The sequence below is a fragment of the Candidatus Competibacter phosphatis genome, from assembly GCF_012939995.1.
Classification (GTDB): Bacteria; Pseudomonadota; Gammaproteobacteria; order Competibacterales; family Competibacteraceae; genus Competibacter; species Competibacter phosphatis.
This window is the reverse complement of the sequence record NZ_SPMZ01000007.1, coordinates 1-23,559: the sequence shown is the minus strand read 5'-3', so window position 1 is coordinate 23,559 and position 23,559 is coordinate 1. Positions and strand designations below refer to the sequence as shown.

24 protein-coding genes, 1 tRNA gene and 3 pseudogenes are annotated in these 23,559 nt (G+C 61.7%); 9 read left to right on the top strand and 19 right to left on the bottom strand.

Annotation, left to right across the window (positions count from 1 at the left end; all coding sequences use genetic code 11):
• Positions 1-109: 109 nt before the first annotated feature.
• From gap to E4P82_RS01990, 3 genes and pseudogenes are all read right to left on the bottom strand, one after another.
• Positions 110-1,108, bottom strand: a complete 999-nt coding sequence (gene gap / locus E4P82_RS02000) for a type I glyceraldehyde-3-phosphate dehydrogenase (RefSeq protein ID WP_169247329.1) — start codon at positions 1,106-1,108, stop codon at positions 110-112.
• A gap of 102 nt (positions 1,109-1,210) precedes the next feature.
• The gene (gene tkt, locus E4P82_RS01995) at positions 1,211-3,253 is read right to left on the bottom strand and encodes a transketolase (RefSeq protein ID WP_169247350.1); all 2,043 of its coding nucleotides are present in this window, start codon (positions 3,251-3,253) and stop codon (positions 1,211-1,213) included.
• A gap of 313 nt (positions 3,254-3,566) precedes the next feature.
• Positions 3,567-4,743: pseudogene (locus tag E4P82_RS01990) on the bottom strand (cation:proton antiporter domain-containing protein).
• A gap of 225 nt (positions 4,744-4,968) precedes the next feature.
• Here E4P82_RS01990 and E4P82_RS22695 point away from each other — a divergent pair.
• A complete protein-coding gene (locus E4P82_RS22695) occupies positions 4,969-5,100 on the top strand; it encodes a hypothetical protein (RefSeq protein ID WP_281383632.1) in 132 nt (43 codons plus the stop codon).
• Between the two features lie 48 nt (positions 5,101-5,148).
• Here the strand turns inward: E4P82_RS22695 and E4P82_RS21680 are convergent, their stop codons facing one another.
• Together E4P82_RS21680 and E4P82_RS01980 are read right to left on the bottom strand one after the other, a co-directional pair.
• Positions 5,149-6,807, bottom strand: a complete 1,659-nt coding sequence (locus E4P82_RS21680; protein ID WP_246327309.1) for a pentapeptide repeat-containing protein — start codon at positions 6,805-6,807, stop codon at positions 5,149-5,151.
• A gap of 91 nt (positions 6,808-6,898) precedes the next feature.
• Positions 6,899-7,291 carry a hypothetical protein gene (locus tag E4P82_RS01980; RefSeq protein WP_169247328.1) on the bottom strand — a complete coding sequence of 131 codons (393 nt, stop codon included), beginning with the start codon at positions 7,289-7,291 and terminating at the stop codon, positions 6,899-6,901.
• A 305-nt stretch (positions 7,292-7,596) separates the two neighbouring features.
• Here E4P82_RS01980 and E4P82_RS01975 point away from each other — a divergent pair, with 305 nt between their 5' ends.
• From E4P82_RS01975 to E4P82_RS01960, 4 genes are all read left to right on the top strand, one after another.
• The gene (locus E4P82_RS01975; protein WP_246327308.1) at positions 7,597-8,202 is read left to right on the top strand and encodes a chorismate--pyruvate lyase family protein; all 606 of its coding nucleotides are present in this window, start codon (positions 7,597-7,599) and stop codon (positions 8,200-8,202) included.
• Complete coding sequence (ubiA, locus tag E4P82_RS01970) at positions 8,199-9,080, top strand: 4-hydroxybenzoate octaprenyltransferase (RefSeq protein ID WP_169247327.1); 882 nt, start codon at positions 8,199-8,201, stop codon at positions 9,078-9,080. Before E4P82_RS01975 ends, ubiA begins: the two co-directional genes overlap by 4 nt.
• Before the next feature lie 89 nt (positions 9,081-9,169).
• Positions 9,170-9,493, top strand: a complete 324-nt coding sequence (locus E4P82_RS01965) for a putative quinol monooxygenase (RefSeq protein WP_169247326.1) — start codon at positions 9,170-9,172, stop codon at positions 9,491-9,493.
• Positions 9,494-9,506: 13 nt separating this feature from the next.
• Positions 9,507-10,352: an alpha/beta fold hydrolase gene (locus E4P82_RS01960; RefSeq protein ID WP_169247325.1), complete on the top strand. Its 846-nt coding sequence runs from the start codon at positions 9,507-9,509 to the stop codon at positions 10,350-10,352.
• 22 nt (positions 10,353-10,374) lie between these two features.
• Here the strand turns inward: E4P82_RS01960 and E4P82_RS01955 are convergent, their stop codons facing one another.
• Positions 10,375-10,758 (bottom strand): HIT family protein, encoded by a 384-nt coding sequence (locus tag E4P82_RS01955; RefSeq protein WP_169247324.1) that lies wholly within the window; start codon positions 10,756-10,758, stop codon positions 10,375-10,377.
• Between the two features lie 227 nt (positions 10,759-10,985).
• On the opposite strand from E4P82_RS01955, the gene E4P82_RS01950 reads away from it, so the two are divergent.
• A tRNA-Asn gene (locus E4P82_RS01950) sits at positions 10,986-11,061 on the top strand.
• A gap of 188 nt (positions 11,062-11,249) precedes the next feature.
• The gene (gene pyrF, locus E4P82_RS01945; protein WP_169247323.1) at positions 11,250-11,957 is read left to right on the top strand and encodes an orotidine-5'-phosphate decarboxylase; all 708 of its coding nucleotides are present in this window, start codon (positions 11,250-11,252) and stop codon (positions 11,955-11,957) included.
• Between the two features lie 12 nt (positions 11,958-11,969).
• On the opposite strand, the gene E4P82_RS01940 is transcribed toward pyrF, so the two are convergent.
• From E4P82_RS01940 to E4P82_RS01880, 13 genes and pseudogenes are all read right to left on the bottom strand, one after another.
• Entirely contained in the window at positions 11,970-12,920 is a 951-nt protein-coding gene (locus E4P82_RS01940; RefSeq protein ID WP_169247322.1) for a F0F1 ATP synthase subunit gamma, read from the bottom strand.
• 4 nt (positions 12,921-12,924) lie between these two features.
• Positions 12,925-14,439 (bottom strand): alternate F1F0 ATPase, F1 subunit alpha, encoded by a 1,515-nt coding sequence (locus E4P82_RS01935; protein WP_169247321.1) that lies wholly within the window; start codon positions 14,437-14,439, stop codon positions 12,925-12,927.
• Positions 14,426-15,208, bottom strand: a complete 783-nt coding sequence (locus E4P82_RS01930; protein WP_169247320.1) for a F0F1 ATP synthase subunit B family protein — start codon at positions 15,206-15,208, stop codon at positions 14,426-14,428. Before E4P82_RS01930 ends, E4P82_RS01935 begins: the two co-directional genes overlap by 14 nt.
• A 2-nt stretch (positions 15,209-15,210) precedes the next feature.
• Entirely contained in the window at positions 15,211-15,489 is a 279-nt protein-coding gene (locus tag E4P82_RS01925; protein ID WP_169247319.1) for a F0F1 ATP synthase subunit C, read from the bottom strand.
• A 16-nt stretch (positions 15,490-15,505) separates the two neighbouring features.
• Positions 15,506-16,234: a F0F1 ATP synthase subunit A gene (locus E4P82_RS01920; protein ID WP_169247318.1), complete on the bottom strand. Its 729-nt coding sequence runs from the start codon at positions 16,232-16,234 to the stop codon at positions 15,506-15,508.
• 2 nt (positions 16,235-16,236) lie between these two features.
• Positions 16,237-16,521 carry an ATP synthase subunit I gene (locus tag E4P82_RS01915; protein ID WP_169247317.1) on the bottom strand — a complete coding sequence of 95 codons (285 nt, stop codon included), beginning with the start codon at positions 16,519-16,521 and terminating at the stop codon, positions 16,237-16,239.
• Complete coding sequence (locus E4P82_RS01910; protein ID WP_169247316.1) at positions 16,514-16,879, bottom strand: AtpZ/AtpI family protein; 366 nt, start codon at positions 16,877-16,879, stop codon at positions 16,514-16,516. The genes E4P82_RS01915 and E4P82_RS01910 overlap by 8 nt, the downstream gene beginning before the upstream one ends.
• Positions 16,876-17,271 carry a F0F1 ATP synthase subunit epsilon gene (locus E4P82_RS01905; protein WP_211202993.1) on the bottom strand — a complete coding sequence of 132 codons (396 nt, stop codon included), beginning with the start codon at positions 17,269-17,271 and terminating at the stop codon, positions 16,876-16,878. The genes E4P82_RS01910 and E4P82_RS01905 overlap by 4 nt, the downstream gene beginning before the upstream one ends.
• Positions 17,268-18,674, bottom strand: coding sequence for a F0F1 ATP synthase subunit beta (gene atpD / locus E4P82_RS01900; RefSeq protein ID WP_169247315.1), 1,407 nt, complete (start codon positions 18,672-18,674; stop codon positions 17,268-17,270). Before atpD ends, E4P82_RS01905 begins: the two co-directional genes overlap by 4 nt.
• A 17-nt stretch (positions 18,675-18,691) precedes the next feature.
• Positions 18,692-19,116 (bottom strand): annotated as a pseudogene (queF, locus tag E4P82_RS01895) (preQ(1) synthase).
• A gap of 133 nt (positions 19,117-19,249) precedes the next feature.
• A complete protein-coding gene (locus E4P82_RS01890; protein ID WP_169247314.1) occupies positions 19,250-20,653 on the bottom strand; it encodes an NAD(P)(+) transhydrogenase (Re/Si-specific) subunit beta in 1,404 nt (467 codons plus the stop codon).
• A 3-nt stretch (positions 20,654-20,656) separates the two neighbouring features.
• Positions 20,657-20,959, bottom strand: a complete 303-nt coding sequence (locus E4P82_RS01885) for an NAD(P) transhydrogenase subunit alpha part 2 (protein ID WP_169247313.1) — start codon at positions 20,957-20,959, stop codon at positions 20,657-20,659.
• A 24-nt stretch (positions 20,960-20,983) separates the two neighbouring features.
• Complete coding sequence (locus tag E4P82_RS01880; RefSeq protein WP_169247312.1) at positions 20,984-22,111, bottom strand: NAD(P) transhydrogenase subunit alpha; 1,128 nt, start codon at positions 22,109-22,111, stop codon at positions 20,984-20,986.
• 319 nt (positions 22,112-22,430) lie between these two features.
• Here E4P82_RS01880 and E4P82_RS01875 point away from each other — a divergent pair, with 319 nt between their 5' ends.
• Together E4P82_RS01875 and E4P82_RS01870 are read left to right on the top strand one after the other, a co-directional pair.
• A complete protein-coding gene (locus E4P82_RS01875; RefSeq protein ID WP_169247311.1) occupies positions 22,431-23,030 on the top strand; it encodes an HNH endonuclease in 600 nt (199 codons plus the stop codon).
• A gap of 18 nt (positions 23,031-23,048) precedes the next feature.
• Positions 23,049-23,559: pseudogene (locus tag E4P82_RS01870) on the top strand (hypothetical protein); the annotation flags it as partial.

Genomic DNA, 23,559 nt, shown 5'->3' with positions numbered 1-23,559 from the left:
TTTCCTCTTCCTCTCCAAGAAAAACCCCCGTCCGCCCTGGCGCGGGGCGCAAGGCGGCGGGGGTGTACGATTTCAGCTTAAAAACGAACCGCCACGGCGTGGCGATCGCTTACTTGGCCATGACGCGGACCATTTCCAGAACCTTGCAGGAATAACCCCATTCGTTGTCGTACCAGGCCACAACCTTGACGAAGGTGTCGTCCAGGGCGATGCCGGCATCGGCGTCGAACGTGGAGGTGCAGCTCTCGCCACGGAAGTCGGTGGCAACCACTTTGTCGGTGGTATAACCCAGCACACCCTTCATCGGGCCTTCGGAGGCGGCCTTCATCGCAGCGCAGATATCCTTGTAGGACGCCGGCTTATCCAGTTCCACCGTCAGGTCGACCACGGATACATCAGAGGTGGGGACGCGGAAAGCCATGCCGGTGAGCTTCTTGTTCAGCTCGGGGATGACCACGCCCACGGCCTTGGCGGCACCGGTGGAGGACGGGATGATATTCTCCAGGATGCCGCGACCGCCGCGCCAATCCTTGTTGGAGGGACCATCCACGGTCTTCTGGGTGGCGGTGGCGGCATGCACGGTGGTCATCAGACCGCGCTTGATGCCCCAAGTGTCGTTCAGCACCTTGGCGACCGGCGCCAGGCAGTTGGTGGTGCAGGACGCATTGGAGATGATGGTCTGACCGGCGTAGGTCTTGTCATTGACGCCGTAGACGAACATCGGGGTGTCGTCCTTGCTGGGCGCGCTCTGAATGACTTTCTTGGCGCCGGCGGTGATGTGCTTCTGACAGGTTTCCTTGGTCAAGAACAGACCGGTGGACTCGACGACGATGTCGGCGCCCACTTCGTTCCACTTCAGCTCGGCGGGGTCCTTGACGGCGGTCAGGCGGATCTTCTTGCCGTTGACAATCAACGTATTGCCATCGACGGAGACTTCACCCTGGAAGCGACCATGCACCGAGTCGTAACTCAGCATGTAGGCCAGATAGTCGGGTTCCAGCAGGTCGTTGATACCCACGATCTCGATATCCGAGAAATTCTTAACCGCCGCGCGAAACACCATGCGACCAATGCGACCGAACCCATTGATACCAACTTTAATGGCCATGCTTTCCTCCAATCAGAGTGATTTCATCAAAAAGACGAGCGAACAGGTCGCCCACTTAACACGATCAAGTGTAGACCGGATTCGTTAAAAAAACAGCATTTGCTAGAACAGTGCCTGCACGGCGGCGGCCACCCGTTCGGCGGTAAAGCCGAAATGCTGGAAAATAATTTCTGGCGGACCGCACTCACCGAAGCGATCGATGCCGATCACCATGCCTTGCGGACCCGCGTACTTATACCAGGGTGCGGTGACGCCCGCCTCGACCACCACGCGCCGGGTTACCGCCGCCGGCAGCACCGACTCGCGCCAAGCTGCGTCCTGGGCGTCGAACACATCCACGGATGGCATGGAAACCACACGTACTCGCCGCCCCTGATTGTTCAGTTGCTGAGCCGCCTCGATCGCCAGTTGTACCTCGGAGCCGGTGGCGATGAGGATGGCTTCCGGCTCGTCCCCACAGTCCAGCAGCACATAGCCACCCCGGGCAACGGCCCGCACCTGTTCCGGCGTGCGATCCTGGTGGGGCAGCTTCTGGCGGGTGAAAATCAGGGCGGTCGGACCGTTGGTGCGCTCCAGCGCCGCTTTCCAGGCCACGGCGGTCTCCGTGGTATCGCAAGTCCGCCACACCGACAGATCGGGGATGACCCGCAAACTGGCCACATGTTCGATCGGCTGATGAGTCGGGCCGTCGCCGCCGACACCGATGGAGTCATGGGTCAAAACGAACACACAGCGCAACTTCATCAACGCCGACATGCGGATGGCGCTGCGGCCATAATCGGCGAACATCAGGAAGGTACCGCCAAAGGGCACATAGCCACCATGCAGCGCTAGGCCGTTCATAATGGCGTACATCGCGAATTCCCGCGCGCCGTAATAAATCAGGTTACCGTCGGGATGCTCGAAATCCACCGGTCGGCAGCCGATCCAGGGAATGCCGGTGGATTCGGTGAGATCGGCGGAGCCACCAACCAAGCTGGGAAAATGGGGGTTGTACGCTTCGAGCGCTCGCTGGGACGCGACCCGCGTGGCGATATCCTCACGCCGTTCCTGGGTGGCTTGAATAAAGCTCCAGGCCAGTTCCTGCCAGTCCGGGGGAAAGCCGCAGGCCAAACGTCGATCCAGTTCCGCCGCAGCGTCCGGGTACTCGGCCCGGTAGCGGGCGAACATATCATTCCACTCGCCTTCCCAGTCAGCGCCTTTAGTACGGGCGTCGAAGGCGCGATAGTATTCAGACGGAATGTCAAACGGCTCATGATGCCAGCCGATATTCTCGCGGGTTGCGGCGACTTCGGCGGCGCCCAATGGCGCGCCGTGCGATTTCTCGCTGCCCCCCTTGTTGGGTGATCCCCAAGCAATGGTGGTCTTGCAGCAGATCAGGGTAGGGCTACCGGTAAAGGCGCGGGCCTGCTTGACGGCCTGATGGACCGCGTCGGCGTCGTGGCCGTCCACGTTCGGAATGACATGCCAACCAAAACCTTCGAAACGTTTGGCCACGTTCTCGCTGAACCAGCCGCTGACCGGGCCATCGATGGAAATGTTGTTGCTGTCATAGAGACAAATCAGCTTGCCCAGTCCCCAAGTGCCCGCCAGCGAGCAGGCTTCGGAGGAGATACCTTCCATCAGGCAGCCGTCGCCGAGAATGACGTAAGTGTAATGATCGACGATGGGAAAACCGGGGCGGTTGAAGCGGGTGGCCAGCGCCCGTTCGGCCAGGGCCATGCCGACGCCATTGGCCAGACCTTGCCCCAGTGGCCCGGTGGTGGTTTCCACCCCTGGGGTGAGGCCGTATTCGGGATGGCCGGGAGTCCGCGAACCCAAGCGCCGGAAATTACGAAGATCCTCGATGGTCAGATCGTAGCCGCTCAGGTGCAACAGGGAATACAGCAGCATCGAACCGTGACCATTGGATAGGATTAGTCGGTCGCGATTTAGCCATTTGGGATTGGCTGGATTGTGGCGCAGAAAATCGTTCCACAGGACGGCGCCAAAGTCGGCCATGCCCATCGGGGCACCGGGGTGGCCGGATTCTGCCCGTTGCACCGCATCCATGCTCAGGGCGCGAATGGCGTTGGCCAGTTCCCGGCGCGAGGGGGCGGTGGCTGCCCGAACGGGGGCGCCGGAAGTGGCGAGCGGTGCGGTCATCGCATCCACCATGGGGCGAGCGGCCAATTCACTACGGGAGGGCATGAACTCTCTCTCCTAACAGTACTCAGCAACGAAAATGAAGGAACCGGGTATGCGTGGAACCCAAACCGTCAGGCTCCACGACCCCGCCGCGCGCGTCGCTCTTACTGGGACGTTCACCGGAGAGATCGCTAAGGATGCCCGGTCGCGCCAAAGCCCCTTTGGGTTCGGTTCGGCCGAAAAATGGCGGCGATTATAGGAAAAATCGGGATATTCGCCAATGATTATCTGTGGCAACGGAGTCCGGTCCATGCTCAGGCGGCCACGCCGCTCAATCCCGGCGCAGACTGTCGGAAATCGCCACCGGCGTCGGATAAGTCAGCACCAGATAATACGTGGAAGCGATGAAGGTCAACAGCGTGGTTGCCTGTACCAGATACGATGCCTCCCGGCCGATCAACTGATTCTGCTGGGCCAACACCGCGATCAGCAGGGCAAACTCGCTGACCTGACCCAGTCGCACACCCACTTCCATGGCGATGCGCGGCCGTTCGCCGGCCCATTGCAGGAAGCCGCGAAACACCCACGGCTTGACCACCAGGAGCAAGGCGCCCAGCAGCAAGGTGGGCAGAAACACCGTGCCCAGCATTCCCAGATCGAAACCGGCGCCCAGCGAGAAAAAAAAACAGCACCAGGAAGAAATCGCGCAAGGGCCGGAGACTGTCAGCGATGTACAGCGCGATCGGGCTGGTGGCCAACGCCACCCCGCCGATGAAGGCACCGATGGCATAGGACAACCCCAGCAGGGCCGCCACCTGTGAGATGCACAGACACCAGCCGATGGCGGTCAGGAAGATGTATTCGCGGATCTTGTCGAACTTGCGAATCAGCGGAATCAGCACGTAACGCGAGCTCAGATAGGCGAACCCCAGCAGCATCGGCAGGGTAATGATCAGCAAGCCCAACCCCTGCACGGAGGAACCGCGCCCACCCAGCCCCTCCAACAGCAGCAGCACGGCGATCGCCAGCAGATCTTGCAGCAGCAGGATGCTGATGATGATTTCGCCGGTGTGCTGGTGGTGCAAGGCGCGGGTCGGCAGCAACTTGAGGCCGATGATCGTGCTGGAGAACGTCATCGCTGTCCCGATCAACAAGCTTTCGCCGGGCGAAAAGCCGAACGACCAGGCAATTCCCCCGCCCAGCAACGCAAAGACCAGCGAGGTGCCGACCATGATCACGGTTGCCTTACGCAACATCTGCAGCAACCGCTGTGGCGACAGATCCAGGCCCAGCAGGAACAGTAGGAACATGATGCCGATTTGGGCCATCTCTTCGATGGCCGAAGCGTTGTCGATCAACTTGAAGCCATAGGGTCCGATGCAGATGCCTAGCACGATATAGGCGATCGGCAATGCTTGGCGCGCGTACAGTGCCAACGTGGCGAACAACGCCGCGCCGGTGAAAATCAGAAACAGGGAAAAAACGATGGGATTTTGAGCTTCGTGCATTTTTATCGATGTCCGGCCACACTTCGGTGCTATCGCTTGGATCCATCATCGATGCGCCGATACGTCGTCACTATAACAGCATTCGGCCGTGCCCCGAAGCCGCCACGACGCTGGCACCGCTCCGCCGGCCGACACTTTGGTTCATCTGGCGGGGACATCGCACCCGAGTCCGCTCAAGACGCGGCGGTTTCGGGAGATCGATCTGGCCTCGATTCGGCTGGCCCGATGGCCTTATCTACTTGCGCTCCCGAAGCCTTGCCGGCGACGCGGGAACGAGCACGCCGTCCGGGTCTGGTGACGCTGGATCGGATGGTCGCCGTATTGGCGGGGGCGCTCGAAAATCCCGCTCGGGGGTAGGGTTGTCAAGGTACCGAAGATCAGGGGTTACTGAAGCCACTGACATCTTCATCGCTGACCAGCACTGGCTGCCTTTGCTGCTTGCTGACGTTTGGCTTCTTCTTTCTTGGCCAACCTTTCCAATTCCGCCTTATATTCAGCGGACAAACCAGCCAAGCCAGGACAGGGTTCGCTTGCTTTCATCCGTGCGAGCAGAACTGTCGCTAATCCCTGGCGGGTTGAGTCGTTGTCATTTGAATATGATGATGGAATCTGTCCCAAGATGCCTTGTGCGGTGTAAGCATCTTCGCAAGCCAGCGCTGCCAGCACCTCGTGCAATCGCTTCTTAACTTCCCGTCGCTGGTCGAGATTGTTTACATCGTATACTTGCTGGCACTTCGGCTGGCTCTCTCGATCAGCAATACAGGAGTCGAACGTTGGCACGGCAGCGCCAGGTTGAATTGTCAGCTTCAAACGCCGCAGGCTATCTTGTTTATTGCTGAAAGGAATGGATTCAAGCATCACTTGAATTGCTGAGAATTTATCGTGCGAGAGCGGCTCGACGACCGTTCCACGTATATCCAAGAGATCGGATAGTGCAGGACCACCATTTCGATACAGCCCTGAACTCCGCAAGTCCGCGCCCTGAAGCTGCGCCATTCGCAAGTCCGCGCCCTGAAGCTGCGCCTGCGACAAGCTCGCGCTCTGAAGCTGCGTCCCCAACAAACTCGCGCCCTGAAGCTGCGCCCCCAACAAACTCGCGCCCTGAAGTTGGGCTCCGCGCAAATCAGCTCCGACCAGCAACGTAGACCTCATTTGTGTTCGCCGCAGACTGCGGTGTGCAAGGAATATACGCCCCAGCTTATCTATATTTTCCAGTCCCTTGCCTGCCCGTAGAGCGGCAAGGAGTTCGGGATTCGGTGGTTTGACGAACAACGCCTGCTCATTGAGATCGAGACGCCGCTGTTCGTCGAGGACGACACATGACAGCACGGTTTGACCGATGGACGCACAACGATCATTTTCAAATTGCTGGGCAAGTGTTCCTCTATGCTTATTTGTGTCTTGTCTATCCAGCATTTGCCAGTTAAGCAACGGTTTTTGCAATTTGGCCGTCACCGTTTCCCAGAACTCGCCATCGACCATCAGCCCCAGTGTTAGCAACGGCGCCAGAATCGACGCTGAGAGCAGCGCTAGACTGCCGCGTGGTGCCGTCGGATGCCAAAAGAACGTTAACGGTAACGCAGCTAGAAACAACGCAACTGGAATTACCGGCTGTATGGATGGCAATGAACTCTCGGAACCCCACATCAGTGCCCAAAGCACCGCCAGCAAACCCAAGAGCACGACGAGCAAAAAGATGGCGCGGCGCAATCGCTCGTCTGAAAAGCCACCAACGAGCACGATCAACAGTAGGGGCACCATCGCGCCGAGGATAAACCCGACAGCGAACAGGTCTGGCGTGGCCGCGAACAGGATAAGCACCACGCTGGCCACCAGCACGATCATCGCCAGCCAAGCCCGCTTTTTGGGCAGATACGCGGCTAGCGTTTCACGCCACCACGTTTTCCAATCATCGCTTCGGTGCAGGATCGCCGGCCACAGCACAACCAGAAATCCCACATCCAAAAATACCGCGACGCGCTGCGCCCAAGTGATGCCTTCCGCCTGATACGCAAGGAATTTGAGCTGTAACGCCAACAGAGTGGCGAGGGGCAGGACGACCAAGGTGACCGACACCACCAACCCGAGCAGACCGCCGACTACCGCACTGGGACGACCCACCAGATAATAGGTGTAGGGAAAGATGTGCAGCCGATCACGGAGCCCCCCCGACCTCTTCATCGGTTGGTGCCACGGCATCGAAAGCAAACAGCTTGCGCGACAACAGTTGCAGTTGCAGCAGCAGGTTGAGGTACATCAGCACCACAAGATAAGGCGCGGCGGCGTAAAAACCGACGATGGGCACCGCCACGTCGATCACCGGCAGCTTGACGTTGTTGCCGCCCATGAGCAGGTCAAGATCGGTGGTACCGAACACGATCACCAGCACATAGGCGCACACCGCCATGAACGCGACATGCAGCACGGCGACGGTCTGCGAAGCACTATTGGCAGCATCCAATAACGCCTTGACATCGGGCATCGCCTTGCTCGGGGCGGCAAGCCGGGCAAGCCGGCGCTGGCGTAGTTCCTGGGGGGTGAGAGGCATTCTCGAATGCTTACGGCGAAAGCGCCTGATTTCTGTTACGTGGCCAACAATAATGCCGAAATCCGTATTCAGACGCTATGCGGTTAATGGATCGCTATCCGACCGAAGCTGAGTGGTTCGCCGGATAAGGACTGAATCCAGCATGAACGAGCCTATTTCGGCAACCGTCACCCGTCGCCGACACCGGCAAAATACCGCGTATCGGATGGCGGTCACGATGGCACCGTCCGCCATTCCCCCGATAGCTGGCAACCATGCCATAATTGCCCACCTCGCCAAACCGAATAACTTTACTAACAACCATCTTGCACGCCGACCGCCGCACCCCATCCAACACCCCGCCGCGATGGTATCCTCGCTCGCGGCTATTCCCGCGCGATATACCCGCCGGCCTGTCCGTCTGGTTGCTCGATGCCGGATCGCTGACTCAGCGCTTGCGCCACATCTGCGCGGGCCGATTCGGCGTGCGTGTACTCAGCCAGCGCTGGACTCGCCCCGGCCGCGACGAAGCAGGCGCTCTGCGGCTGCGCTTGGACGCTTGGGCATGGACCCGAGAGGTCCAGTTGCTGTGCGACGAGCAACCTTGGGTGTTCGCCCGCACTCTGATTCCAGCACGGACCCTGAGAGGACGAGGCCGCCGGCTCACCCGCTTGGGCAGCCGGCCCCTGGGGCAGGTGCTGTTCGCCGATCCCAAGGTCCGCCGCGGGCCGGTGGAAATCGCTCGCATCGTCGCCGGTCAGCGCATGCACCAACGTGCCTTCGCCGGCTTTGCCGAACCACCGGGCGCGATTTGGGGACGCCGTTCGACATTCTGGATCGACGGTCGCTACCCACTGTTGGTGTGCGAGATTTTCCTACCCGCTTTACCGGTATCTCCGACTCTTGTCGACCGGATTGGATTCCTCCCATGAATATCGAACACCTTGAAGACCGCCTGCGCGAATACGGCATGCTGATGCGCCTGCACCGCCCCATCGGTATTTATTTGCTGCTGTGGCCAACCCTGTGGGCCCTGTGGCTGGCGGGCAACGGTCAACCGCCGCGCGGCACCGTGCTCGTTTTCGTGCTGGGCGTGGTGCTGATGCGCTCGGCCGGTTGCGTCATGAACGACCTCGCCGACCGCGATTTCGATCCGCATGTCGCCCGCACTCGCGACCGGCCGCTGGCCGCCGGCCGGGTCCAGCCGGGCGAGGCGCTGATCCTTGCCGCCGCGCTGAGCCTGCTGGCCTTCGCCCTGGTGCTCACCCAGAATGCGCTGACCATTAAACTGTCCTTCGTCGGTCTGGCGCTGACCGCCAGCTATCCATTCATGAAGCGGCTGCATCCCCTACCGCAGCTTCATCTCGGCGTGGCGTTCGGCTGGGGCATTCCGATGGCTTACGCGGCGGTGACCGACAGCCTGCCGCTAGCGGCCTGGTTGCTGCTCCTCGGCAATGTACTCTGGTCGACGATTTACGATACCCAGTACGCCATGGTGGACCGGGAAGACGATCTCAAGGTCGGCGTCAAATCCACCGCCATCCTATTCGGCGAGCGGGACAAACGGATCATTGGCTATCTGCAACTAGCGTTACTGATCGTGCTGCTAGTGGTGGGGCTGCTGGCCGGACGCGGTTGGATTTATTATCTGGGCTTGTTCACGGCGGCATGGTTCGCCCTGTACCAGCAATACCTGATCCGCAACCGCGAACCGGCCGAATGCTTCAAAGCGTTTCTCAACAACAACGGTTTCGGGCTGGCGATTTTCTGCGGCTTGTTGCTGGATTATCTGCCGACGAGCCTCGCCTGAAACGGGCGGGCGCGCACCCGGATATCCTCAACGCTGTTCCCCCTTCCGCCCCCGGCTGGGGAAATTCCCGTCAAAGCGAGGAAAACATCATGCTGATTGTCCATGTCTTCGTCCACGTCAAGCCGGATTGCGTCGAGGCCTTCAAGGAAGCTTCGCTGAACAACGCCCACCACAGCATCCAGGAAGCGGGGATCGCCCGTTTCGATGTGATTCAGCAGGCCGACGATCCGACCCGCTTCGTGCTGGTCGAGGTCTACCGCACGGTCGAGGCCACGGCCCAACACAAGGAAACCGCCCACTACGCGCGCTGGCGAGACACCGTGGCCGAGATGATGGCGGAACCGCGCGGCAGCGCGAAATACGCCAATCTGTTCCCGGCCGATCCGGGTTGGGATTACCCGCCCGGCGTTTGAGAGCCATCCGCCGATGTCGGAAGAACTGGAACTGCAAACGCCCTATCTACGGCTGGCGGCGCGCGCCTGGGGTCCGCCGAACGGTGTTCCGGTACTGGCGCTGCACGGTTGGCTCGACAATGCCGCCAGCTTCGACGCCTTGGCGCCGCTGCTGCCCAATACGCGACTGGTGGCGCTGGACCTGACCGGACACGGCCGCTCCGAACACCGGCCGCCGGGCATTCATTACCATTTCGTGGATTTCATTCCCGATGTGGTCGCCGCCGCCGACGCGCTGGGCTGGGACCGCTTCGCCCTGCTCGGCCACTCCCTGGGCGGTGGCATCGCTAGTTTCGTCGCGGCCACCCTGCCGGAACGGATCGACCGAGTGGCGATGATCGAAGGCCTGGGACCGCCGACCAGCGACCCCGCCGACGGCCCGGCCAACCTGCGCAAGACCATTCAGCAGATGGACGCCCTGCCACACAAGCGCCCGCCGGTCTATGCGAATCTGGAAGCCGCGATTCAGGCGCGCTGCGAGGCCAGTGGTTTGTCGTGGGTGGCGGCAACGATTCTGGTCGAGCGCGGCGTGCGGTTGGTCGACGGTGGCTTTGGCTGGCGCACCGATCCTCGCCTGCGCTTCGTCTCGCCGCTGTATCTGAGCGAACCGCAAATTCTGGCCTACATGGAACGTATCGTGGCGCCGGCGCTGCTGATCTGCGGCGCGGATGGCTATCTGGTCAAGCGGGCGTACATGCAAGAACGTTATGCCCGCATCGCCGATCTGACGGTAAAAATTCTGCCCGGTGGGCACCATCCTCACTTGGAAGATCCCGAACCCTGTGCCCATCTGCTCGCGCCGTTTTTCACGGCGGTTTGAGCGATTTCCCCTTCACGCCCGCTCACGGTGACCAATACCGTGCCTTATCTGGGAAAATCCAACGTATTCCGCCACGCGGGTCGGGCCGGTCACCCTGGTAGCGCGGAATCAGATGCACATGCAGGTGCGGAACCGTCTGGCCGGCGGCGACGCCCTCGTTGACCCCGACATTGAAACCGTCCGGTCGGAATTCAGCCTGCAATGCCGTGCGGCTCCGCGCCAACAACTGACCCAGTTCCACCCACTCCACCACGGTCAAATCGAACAGCGATCCCACATGCCGACGCGGCAGCAGCAGCGTATGTCCCGGCGATATCGGAAAGGCATCGCGAATCGCGCGCATGTGCTCGGAAACGGCGACAATACGTTCTTGCGATAGGTTGCAGAACGGACAACAGGCGGCCATGGGTAAACCCGATTGGGGTGAACGGCAATGTCGAACAAGAGCTTGCCTTCAAATATAGCCGACGATCCCTTATCGCTCGTCAACAATTCCCATCTCACTCCGCAAGACTCAGCATTTCAAAATCACCCACTCTCAATCCAAGATCAGACAACGCGCTTACTCTGATCGATCGTTGAACGGGGATTGACAGCACGATGGAGGATCAATATGATTTCCCTCCTTTCAATTCCCCAGTAGCTCAGTCGGTAGAGCAGGTGACTGTTAATCACCGGGTCCGTGGTTCGAGTCCGCGCTGGGGAGCCAATTTTTCTTGCTATGAACCGCCCCGCCATTCTGCGGGGCGTTTTCGTTTTTGGGTCTAAAACAACGTTGCCCTTCGCGCTTTCTCGACGTTACCCTATGAGTGGACGGAAGGCGCGCGGCCTCCGTGTCCATGCGCGCCTTCCATATCGCGGCGACAGTCCTGCAATTCCACCCGTAAGAGTCGAAACATGGCAAAACAGATTCCTCTCGACGAGCGCATCATCTTCGCGCTGGACGTGGATTCGAAAGATGAAGCCGAACGCTGGCTGGATCGTCTGGATGACCGGGTCCGGTTCTACAAAGTCGGCCTGCAACTGTTCCTGGCGGGCGGTTTCCCCACGATCGACATGATCTTGCAGCGCGGTCACAAGGTGATGGTCGACCTGAAGTTCTTCGACATCCCCGAGACCGTGGCCCTGGCGGTTCGGGAACTGAAGAACAAGGGCGCCACCTTCATCACCGTGCATGGTAACGACCCGATTCTGCGCGCGGCCGTGCAGGAACGGGGCAGCGCCCAAATCCTGGCCGTGACCGTGCTCACCAGCTTCGACGAATCCGACATGCGGGAGATGGGCATGACCGGCAGCATCGAGGATCTGGTTTACCACCGAGCCCGGAAAGCGCTCGCCCTGGGCTGCGACGGCGTGGTGTCCTCCGGCTTGGAAGTCCCCCGCCTGCGGGACGGGCTGGGCGACAAGTTTCTGATCGTGACGCCCGGCATCCGCCCGGGAACCAACGACGCGATTCAGGACGACGATCAGAAACGCGTCGCATCCGCTCATGCCGCTATCAAAAATGGAGCCGATTACGTGGTGGTGGGGCGTCCCATCCGTAATGCCAAGGACCCGATCAGCGTCGTCAAGGCCCTGCAAGACGAAATCGCCGCCGCGCTGTAGCAGCAACATCGTTCATCCTTCGCTTTCCCCTTCATCGTCCCGGCGCGATTTTTCGCGGCGACCGCCCGCCGTCACCAGCACCTCAAAACCGGCGACCACATCCAGCAGTTCGGCGGTAATCGCCTCCTGACGCTGCTGGCGATAGGTGGTGTTCAATTCCGCCAAACGATCCGCGATATTGCGCTCTGCGGCCTGCATCGCCAATAGACGGCTGGCGTGTTCGCTGGCCAATGACTCGGCGCAGGCGCGGAACAGTTCCACGAACAGCCATTCACGCAGCAGGGCGGCCAGCAGTTCGGCACGGCCGACCGCGTAACCGGGCAGGGAACGCGACGGCACGGATGGCTCGCGACACAGGGCATCTGGATCGAGCGGCAACAGTCGCGTGCTGGTGGGTTCATGACTTTCGCTGCCCCGATGGCGGTTGTGGAATAGCAATACCTGGGTCACACCCTCCGTGCGCCATTGCTCCAGTAGCGGTAGTATCCGCCGCACGGTCTGGTGGATGGCGCTGGCGGCCGCCGGCGTGTAGAACCGCTGTTCGGGATTCAGTCCCTGCTCTTCCAGCGCCGCCGCCTGACGCACCCCGACCGCCATCACCCGACAGGCCTCCGACGATTCGCGCCGCATTGCTCCCACATGCGCCGCCAGCGCCTCGTTAAACCGACCGCATAAACCATGATCGGAGCCGAACACGATGGCGCCGGTGACCGGCTTGCCGCCGAGCGGCGAGCCGTCCAGCGGGTCCATCAACCCGACGCCGCGCGCTCCGGCCTCCGCCGCCAGTTCCCCCAGCACCACCGCCAACCCCCGCCGTACCGCGCGATCGTAGTCGGTCAGCGCCGCGACCGCCCGCTCGTACTGATGGATGCTCACCGCCGCCAGCGCCTTCATGGTCCGCACGATGGATCGCAACTCCCCGACTGTGGCGAGGGTATGGCGTAGCGCTTCCAGAGCCGGCATGCAATCACTCGGACTGAGCGTCGGCGAGACCGCCGACCGCCAGCCGCGCCGCTGTCAGCAGCGCCTCCCGGTCGGCGTCGCTCAGCGGCGCCCCAGCGACGATCTGCTGGCCAATGTTGGAACAGCGGGCGGCGACCTGCTCCCGCACCACCCGTTCCGCCGCCGCCACTCGCTCCAGCGGCACTAGGTCGAACACCCCCTCGGTCACCGCCAGCAGCACCGCGATCTGGGCGGCGGCCGGCAATGGCTGGTATTGCGGCTGCTTCAGCACTTCCCGTACCCGATGGCCGCGTTCGATGGTTCGGCGGGTGGCCGCATCCAAGCGAGTACCGAAACGGGCGAAGCTTTCCAACTCTTCGAACTGGGAATAAGCCAACCGCAGTTCGGCGGCAATGGCGCGATAGGCCGGCAATTGGGTTTTGCCGCCCACCCGCGATACCGACTGACCGACATCGACCGCCGGCAGAATGCCCTTTCGGGCCAAGTCCGGGGACAGGACAATCTGGCCGTCGGTGATCGAAATCAGGTTGGTGGAAATGTAGGCGGCGACGTTTTGCGCCTCGGTCTCGACGATCGGCAGCGCCGACAGCGAACCGCCGCCATGCTCCGGGCGTAGCCGGGTGGCTCGCTCCAACAGTCGCGAGTGCAGATAGAACACGTCGCCGGGATAGGCTTCTCGCCCCGGCGGACGGCGCAGCAGCAACGACAGTTCCCGATATGCTTGGGCGTGCCGGGTCAGATCGTCATAAACGATCAATACGTCGCGACCCTGGGCCATGAACCATTCGGCCATGCTGGTGGCGGCGTAGGGCGTGAGCACTTGCAAGCCGGGCGGGTCCTCGCCGGCGGCCACCACCAGGAAAGTGTAACGCAAGGCATCGCGCCGCCGCAGATCGTCGAGCACCCGCGCCACCGCCGTGCCGCGCTGGCCGATGCCGCAGTAGACGCAGATCACGTTCTGATCGGCTTGGTTGAGGATGGCATCCACGGCAAGCGCGGTCTTGCCGGTCTGCCGGTCTCCCAGGATCAATTCCCGCTGGCCCCGGCCAACCGGGATGGCGGCATCGATCACCTTGATACCGGTAGCCAGGGGCACGCTGACCGGCGCCCGGTGCATGATCGCCGGCGCCGGCCGTTCCAGCGGCCAGCGTTCGGCCGTAATGACCGGTCCGGCTTCGTCCAGCGGTTCGCCCAAGGCATTGACCACCCGTCCCAGCAGGGCGGAACCGACCGGCGTATCCACCACTCGTCCGGTGCGCTCGACCGGATCGCCGGCCTTGAGGCCGCTGCTATCGTTGAGCAGCACCACGCCGACTTCATCGGGGTCCAGATTGAAGGCGATGCCGAGAATACCGTTGGGGAAACGCACCAGTTCCATGGCCTCGACGCCCGGCAAGCCGTTGACCTGGGCAATGCCATGGCCGAGCCGCTCCACCACCCCGGTTTCCACCACCTTGACCGCTGGTCGATAGGCGGCCAGCACCGTATCGAAGGGCGTGAACAGTTCAGGATCGGGCATGGTCGTTGGCCACGACGGCTGCTTGGGCATTCAACACTTGGGTGAGCGCTTCGCCGAAACCGTCGAGATAGCTGTCCAGGGTCCAAGCCAGACGGTGACCGGGCATTTCCAGCGTGATGCCGCAAGCAGCATTCGGATCATGATGGAAGCCGAACGGCGTTTCGGTGCCCAACAGCGAGTGCAGCACCGTCCGCCAGTATTGTTGTAGCGCCGTGTCCAGAGGAAAGGCGGTGGTGACGGTGCAGCCCCCCAATGCGGCCTGGGCCAGCGCCGTCCGTTCGCCCGTATCCAGGGCGCGCAGCCGCGTCAGCAGCGGTTCGAGCATCCGCCGCTCCAGATCGGCGTCCGCCAGTTCGCGTAAGGCGTGGCGGAGGGCTTCGATCAAGCGGTGGACAGCTTCCCGTTGCAGCGCACGCTGGCCTTCCGCCTGCTCCCGCCGCCAAGCCGCCAGCCAGTCAGCGCGTTGAACCTCCACCTCGCGCCAGGCCGCCGACAGCCACTCCTCACGCCGCGCCGCGACATCCTGGCGAGCCTCGGCTAGCCACGCCTCGCGTTGGGCTTCCAGCGCGGCCTGCCGCTCCCGACAGGCTTGCGCCGCGACTTCGGCTTGCTGGGTCTTAGCCTGAGCCTCTTCCAGCGCCGCCGCGATTTTCTGTCGGCGGGCGGCCATGGCATTGAGCACCGGACGATACAGAAACCGCTTCAGCAGCCACACCAGCAGCAGAAAATTGACGATCTGGGCGACGACGGTGAACCAGTCGATCTGCATGGCTAATGGCCAGCGGCGGCGACGAAGTGGTTCCAGAAGGGGTTGGCGAAAATCAAAATCATCGACACCACGAAGCAATAGATGGCGGTGGATTCGATCATCGCCAGACCGACGAACAGGCTGCGGCTCAAGGTCGCCGCTTCGTCGGGTTGCTGGGCAATGGCGGCCAGGGCTTGGGCCACCGCCCGGCCTTCCGCCAGGGCCGGACCGATGGTGCCGATAGCGATGGTGAGACCGGCGGTGACGATCGAGACAAGGCCAATGAGAAGTGCGGCATCCATGGAGAGAGGCCCTCCGTCAGGGTTCGTGAATTCGCCCCTCATCCTCCGAGGAAGAAGGCGAGGAGGCATGGGGTGAAAGGTCGTGCGCCGCCGTGGCCGCAGCGAGATAGACCGTGGCGAGCACCGCGAAAATATACGCCTGGATGATTCCGGTCAGCAGCTCCAGCGCGTGCATCAACACCGGGAAGAACAGCGGCGTAATGATCAGCAGAATCGCTCCCACCACGGCGCCGCTCATCACGTTGCCGTAAAGCCGCACCGCCAGCGCCAGGGTGCGGGCCAGCTCGCCGACCAGATTCAAGGGCAACATGATCGGGGTCGGCTCCAGGTAGTCCCGCAGATACGCGCGCCAACCTCGCCGTCGGATACCGAACAGCGGCACCGCGACCAAGACGCACAACGCCAGCGCGGTGGTGGTGGACAGCGAGCCGGTGGGCGGTTCGAAACCGGGGACGATGGCCAACAGGTTGCAGGTGGCGATGAAAACGAACAAGGTGCCCACGAACGGCAGATAGGGCACGGAGTCCCGCCGGGCGATATCGCGGATTTGTCCCTGAATGCCCTCGACCAGTACTTCCAGCAGATTTTGCCAGGGTGACAGCGTGGCGTCGGCGGCCAGCCGGTGGGTGATCCACCGGGCCAACAGTACCAGCAGTGCCATGACCAGCCAAGTGAACAGCAAGGTGGAACTGATGCGGATGAAGCCAAATTCGAACCAAACGGTTTGATCGGGGCTGATGGTCATGCTCATGACTCCGGCGTCGGTCGCAAATAGCGTGTCAGCACGACTCGCGCCGCAATGAAGGTCAGCAGCGCAATCCCCAGCCGGATCAGGTTACGATCCGGGCCGAGAATCAAATAGAATCCGGTCAGACTGACGGCCAGCCGCAAGACGAAACTACCGGCCACCCACAAGGCGGGATGAGGGTGGCCGGGCAATCGTCGCAGGGTGAACCACAGCCCGGCGAAATAGAACAGGCCCAGCAGCCATCCACCCAACGCGGCCAACAACCCCAGCCCATTCTCAATCATGGGGTTCCTGTTTTTTCAACCATTGCCAGGCGGCGGCGCAGCCAAGCACCAGACCCGCGACCAACAGAGTTAAGGTCCAGGAATGCCGGCCGGGCCAGTTTCGGTCGAGCCACAACCCTAGCAGCGCACCCAGGACGGCCGGCAGCGTCACCGTCCAGCCGACGATGCCGAACAGGCCGAGGCCGAACCAGACACTGGGTCGATCCGTCTCGCGCGCCCGCAGCTTACGCGCCGCCTTGCGTCCCACCTGTTCCGGCAGCGGATCGGGTAGCGGGGATGAAGCGGTCGACAGGCTCTTGACGTTGCCACTTTCCTCTTTTTTTCCCCCAGAAGGATCGGGGCCATGGGGTTGAGTCATCGCCTACCCTCCCCTAATTGCAGAAACCGCCGCATCATCCCCGCCTCCAGTCGGGCCAAGGCGCCACGGGCCGCTTTCTCCTGATCGTCGAGTTGCCGGAACTCGGTGTCCACCACCTGCCGTAACCGGCGAAGATCGCCCTCCCGCACCGCCCGTCGCACCGCGATCAGCACCTCGACGCCGCGCTTGCTCAGCACGCCCTGATCCACCGCCACGAACTGTTCCAGCCCGGCGGGCGTGGTGAAGCCCACGATGCCCGGCACCAGCGCCGCCACCCAATCGCGATGCCGCAGCAGTAAACAAAAGGCGCCTTCCAAGCCTTCGGCGCGGACTTGGGTCGCGGCTTCGTCCACCAAGGTTTGGGTCGGGGTCAGTACCTTCAACTGGATCATCGTCGCACCTCGTCCAGGGTACCGATCATGTACAGATCCGCCTCGGCCCAATCGGCGCAACCATCGTTCAGAATGCGCTCGCAGTCGTCCAGCACTTGTGGTAACGGCACGCTCTTACCGGACCGGCCAGTGAAGTGCTCGGTGGTGAAAAACGGCTGGGTCAGATAGCGCTCCAACCGCCGGGCGCGATTGACGGTGCGCCGATCGGCCAACGACAATTCCTCCAGACCGAGCATGGCAATCAGATCCTTCAATTCCTCGTACTCGGCCAGGGTCTTGCGCACCGCCTGGGCAATCCGATAATGACGCTCGCTGACCAACACCGGGGTCAGCAGCTTGGAGTCGGAAGTCAGCGGGTCCACCGCCGGGTAAAAACCCTGACTGGCGCGTTTGCGGGACAGCGCCACCGAAGCCGAAAGATGGGCGAAGGTGTGGGCGGCGGCGGGGTCGGTAAAATCGTCGGCGGGCACGTAGACCGCCTGCACCGAGGTGATGGAACCACCGGCGGCGTTGCAGATGCGCTCTTCCAACTCGGCCAGTTCGGTGCCCAAGGTCGGTTGATAGCCGACTCGCGATGGGATGCGGCCCATCAGACCGGAGACTTCGGCGCCGGCCTGAATGAAACGGAAGATGTTGTCGATCAGCAGCAGCACGTCGCGGCGGGCGCTGTCGCGGAAATACTCGGCGAGCGTCAGCGCGGCATGGCCGACCCGGAAGCGCGCGCCCGGCGGTTCGTCCATCTGCCCGAACACCAGCACCGCGTCCTTCAGCACGCCGGCCTCGCGCATCTCGCGATACAGTTCCTCCGCCTCGCGGCAGCGCTCACCGATACCGCAGAACAGGCTGACGCCCTGGTAGCGACCCACCATGTTGTGAATCAGCTCGGTGATGACCACGGTCTTGCCGACCCCGGCCCCGCCGAACAGCCCCGCCTTGCCGCCTCGTTCCAGCGGGCAGAGCAGATCGATGACCTTGATGCCGGTCTCGAACATCTCCAGACCGACCCGGCGTTGCGCCAGCGGAATCGGTGGTTGGTGAATCGAGCGTCGTTCGCCGTCCGCCAACGCCGGACCCTCGTCGATGGTCTGACCGAACACATTGATCATGCGCCCCAATAGTTCCGGCCCGACGGGCACGGTCAGCGAACCGCCGCAGTCTTGTACCGGATCGCCGCGCGCCAAACCCTGGGTGGGCGTCAGGGCGATGCCACGCACCGTATCCGCCGCCAAGTGGTCGCTGACCTCGATGACCACCGATCGATCCCGGCCAGCATGCAGTTGCTGGCGTAGAGCCGGTAGGTGGCGAGGAAAGCGCGCGTCCACCACGCTGCCGCGCACGGCGATCACCACCCCTCGCGGTTCGATGGCGGGCCTTGCCGGGGATGCGGCGGCGAGCGGGGACATGGATTCCTGGCTGCGCGCTAGGTCTGGCTCGTGGAACCCTCGCTGGTCAAGCGCACACTGGGCTTGATCGCGATGCCGCCCCGGGGCCAAAACTCTCCTCGCACCTCCAGCCATTTCGGTTGCAGAACTGGAACAGATCCCGGGCGATGCAGTTAACGCTGTCCTCGCTGAATTCGCCCTTGTTACGAAAACTGAACAGGTACAGTTTCAGCGATTTCGATTCCACCAAGAACTCGCGGGGGCTGTAGCGAATGCCGATGTGGGCGAAATCGGGTTGCCCGGTCAGCGGGCACAGGCAAGTAAACTCGGGACAGTCCAGTTCCACCACGTAATCCTGCTGGGGATAGCGGTTGTGGAACCGCTCCAACACGGTCGGGCTATAAGTTTGTGGGTATTCGGTCTTGGACTGACCCAGCAGCGTCAGGTTTTCAGTATCAGACATGGCAAGCTTCCGGCGGTAAAGGTGTGAGGGGATGGCCGGTTCGACCACTCCGCCGGACAGCATAACGCAATCCCAAAAAAAGCGGGGCGACCCGAAGGCCGCCCCGCCGGCTTGGGTGTAAACCCGATAAAGGTTAGCCGAGATCCTTGATGCCCTGGATCATCCCGGCCGCAACCTTCTGCGCGTCGCCGTAAACCATCCGGGTGTTATCGGCGAAGAACAACGCGTTCTCGATGCCGGCGAAGCCCACACCCTTGCCGCGTTTGATCACCTGCACGTTCTTGGCGTGATCGACGTTCAGGATCGGCATCCCATAGATCGGACTGGATTTATCGGTGCGCGCCGCCGGATTCACCACGTCGTTGGCGCCGATCACCAACGCCACGTCAGCGGTGGAGAACTCTTCGTTGATCTCGTCCATATCGAAGATCAGGTCGTAGGGCACGCCAGCTTCCGCCAGCAGCACGTTCATGTGGCCAGGCATCCGACCCGCAACCGGGTGAATGGCGAACTTGACGACGACATCACGTTCCATGAGCAGTTTGCACATTTCCCAGATCTTGTGCTGCGCCTGAGCCACCGCCATGCCATAACCGGGAACGATGATGACCTTGCTCGCATACGCCATCTGAATAGCCGCATCCGGTGGCTCCATCGGCTTGAGGCTACCCGTTACCGCCTGCGCCTCGCCACTAGCCAGCGCCGCCCAGTTGCTGAACAGTACGTTCGATACCGAGCGGTTCATGGCCTTGGCCATCATCAGGGTCAACAGCGTACCCGACGAGCCGACGATGATACCGGCAATGATCATCGCCGAGTTGCCCAGCACAAAGCCTTCCAGCGCCACCGCCAAGCCGGTGAAGGCGTTGAACAGCGAGATGACCACCGGCATATCCGCGCCACCGATCGGCAGGGCCATCATCGCGCCAAACGCCAACGCCAGCAGGAAGAACACCGAGATCAGGGCGCCGCTGGAGCTATGACTCAGCGCAATGACCAAGCCGAGCACGACCGCCGCGCCGAAGATTGTCGCATTGAGCTTCTGCTGCCCAGTGAAACGAAACTTAGCATCGTCCTTGAAAAACTTGAGTTCCTGCAGCTTACCGAAAGCCACTACTGAGCCGGAGAACGCCACCGTGCCGATCAAAGCACCAGCCACCGCCATGATGAAAACATGGGTTTCCGGCGCTGCGTCGCCATGATTCTTGAGCAATTCCACCGCGGCAATCGCCGCCGCCGCGCCGCCACCCATGCCATTGTAGATAGCGATCATCTGTGGCATGGCGGTCATCGCCACTTTCTTCGCGCCGTACCAGGCGATGGCGCCGCCGATGACAATGGCAGCGATCATCAGTACGTAATTGCCGGGACCGGCTTGAATCTGCGGATGAGTAAAGCTGACCACCGTCGCCAGCACCATGCCGTAGCCCGCCCAGACAATGCCGCTGCGGGCGGTCGTCGGATGTGACATCCGCTTGAGGCCGACGATGAACAATACGGCCGTCAGGAAATAAATCGTTTCAATCACATATCCCATGACTTACTTCTCCTGACCCTTGCTGCTCTTAAACATTTCCAGCATGCGCTCGGTGACGAAATAACCACCGACCGCATTACCGGCGCCCAACAGCACCGCGAGGAATCCGATAGCCTGTTCTAGCGGTGTCACCGCCTGACCCAATGCCACCATCGCGCCGACCAGCACGATACCGTGAACGAAGTTGGTGCCGGACATCAGTGGCGTATGCAGAATCACCGGTACCTTGCCGATGATTTCATAGCCCAGAAAACCAGCCAACATCAGGATGTAAATCGGGGAGAAGAACTCAACAACTTGCTTCATGACTTCCATCAATGCTTCTCCGGGTTATTGTTCGAGCAATTTGCGGGTGGGCTCATGAACGACCTGCCCATCACGGGTCAACGCGCTCTTGGCGATCACTTCGTCGTCCCAATCCAGATTCAAGGCACCGTCCTTGATCATCGGCGACAGGAAGTTGTACAGATTCTTGGCGTACATCTCGCTGGCTGGAACCGGGAAATTACTGGGGATATTGAGCGGACCGTCGATCACCACGCCGTTGTGCTCGTAGGTTTCGCCAGGGTGGGTCAATTCGCAGTTGCCGCCGGATTCCGCCGCCAAATCGACGATGACCGCCCCACGCTTCATGTTTTCCACCATCGCCGTGGTGACGATCTTCGGCGCGGGCCGACCAGGAATGGCGGCGGTGGTGATGACCGCGTTGGCGGCGGCGATGTGTTTGGCCAACACATCGGCCTGCTTCTGCTTTTCTTCCGCCGTCAATTCACGGGCGTAACCGCCCTCGGCGGCCGCGTTGACGCCGGTGTCGATCATCTTGGCGCCCAGCGATTCGATTTCCTGACGGGCCGCTGGGCGGATGTCGTAGGCTTCCACCATCGCACCCAGCCGCTTGGCGGTGGCGATGGCTTGCAAACCGGCCACGCCGGCGCCGACAATGACCACCTTGGACGGGCGGATGGTACCGGCGGCGGTGGTGAGCATCGGGAAAAACCCGCTGGCCAGGCTGGCGGCGCGCAGCGCCACGAAGTAGCCGGCCACGGCGGCCTGGGAGGACAGCACGTCCATCGACTGGGCGCGGGAGATGCGTGGAATCAGCTCCATGGCGAAGCTGGTGATCTTCTTGTCGCGCAAGCGCTTGACCACGTCCGGGTTGCGATGCGGCGACAGCACGGCCAGCAGAACCGAACCGTCCTTGAGCAACTCCACCTCTTCCAAAGTTGGCCCCTGTACCTTGAAGACCACATCGGCCTCAGCACACAGCGCCTGGACGCCGTCCACCAACCGGCTGCTTTTACCATAAGCTTCATCGGTGAAGAAAGCGCTGAGACCCGCGCCTTTTTCCACCAGGATCTCCACGCCGAGCTTGGTGAAACGCTCGGCCATCGTCGGGTCCAGCGCGACCCGCTGTTCGCCCGAAATGGTTTCCTTCGGGACGGCCATACGAACAGGCATGATGTTGTCCTCCTGATTGTGATTTTCACCGGACTCCCGCCCGCCCGGAAATTGACACGAAAAAAAAGGCTTTTTAAGCCTCTTGGAGTGCCGGGGTGTTAAGGTGGGCATGCGCGCCGTCAGCGGGTAACGCGCGATACTCGTAGAATAGTAGCCTAGACTTTCAACATCACAAATGGGCAAGGTTCGAAATATGCCCAATACCCCGAGCGTCATCCCTGCAACCCGACGCCGGGCTTCGTGTCCATGGCGTGTCGACCTGGGTTCAGATTGACTGACGACCATGGGGTGGAGACTAAGGAATAGGCACAGGTGAAGTATGTACGGATTGGAGCAGCAGGTTCTGCACACGGATGTGACAGGAATGCCGTTGGAATGGATCAATTACCAGCAAGCGGTGCGCTTATACCACGCCGAGCAGGTGGCCTATACCTGCGGCATGGTGCTCTACACGGTACACGGCGGCGTCAGCACCCTGAGCGGCCGACGCAGCGCCATCGCGGTCAACTCCATCATCGCCACACGGGGCGGCGCCTACGCCCGCTTGCGCGCCCGTCATGACTATGTGCCACCTCTTTCGAACACTTCGCTGTTTCGCCGCGACTGCAACACCTGCCTGTACTGCGGCGAGACTTTTGCGATTCGGGACCTGTCCCGCGACCATGTCAAGCCGCTCGTGCAAGGCGGCGCCGATCGCTGGAACAACGTGGTTACCGCCTGCAAGCCCTGCAACCACCGCAAGGGCGGCAAGACGCCGGAACAGGCCAGAATGCAGTTACTGGCGATTCCGTTCACCCCCAATCACCCGGAATACGTGTATTTGCAGGGCAAGCGGGTACTGGCCGATCAGATGGATTTTCTCCGCGCTCACTTTCCTCGCTCCAGCCCGCTGCACCAGCGATTGGCACGACTGTCCTGACCTGGCGCAAGATGCGCGATGACCGACGAACGGGGTTTTCTACACGAGGTTTACAGCGCCTTCAACGGCATCGCCGCCTTCGCCCAGCACCATTTGGCCGAACATCGTCTGCGCCAGGAGCGGCTGGCGTTGTTGCGGGATTCCATCGAGCAGGTGGTGGACACCAGCGAGCCGCGCATCCGACTGGTGGGGAACTATGCCGAAAAACTGCTGGATGCCGTGGAAATCGGACAGCACCATTGCGACGGCGTGCTGCGACATTTACCACCGGCGCTGACGCTCAGTGGCCAAGCCTGGGCCATGGACCCACGAGTCAATGCCTTTTTCGCCACGAGGGACAGCCTGCGCACGACCTTGGGCCTTGATCCGCGAGTACGAGCCTTCTTCAAGGAGAGCGGACAACCGGAGTGCTTCGCCTTGCTGTTGATGGTCAAGTGCGAAACCGAGACTTTCGGCGCGGCATTGGAAGGCGATCTGCTGGTCCGCGATGTCCGCCAAATCCAGGTCAGTTTCTCGAACCACCAATTAT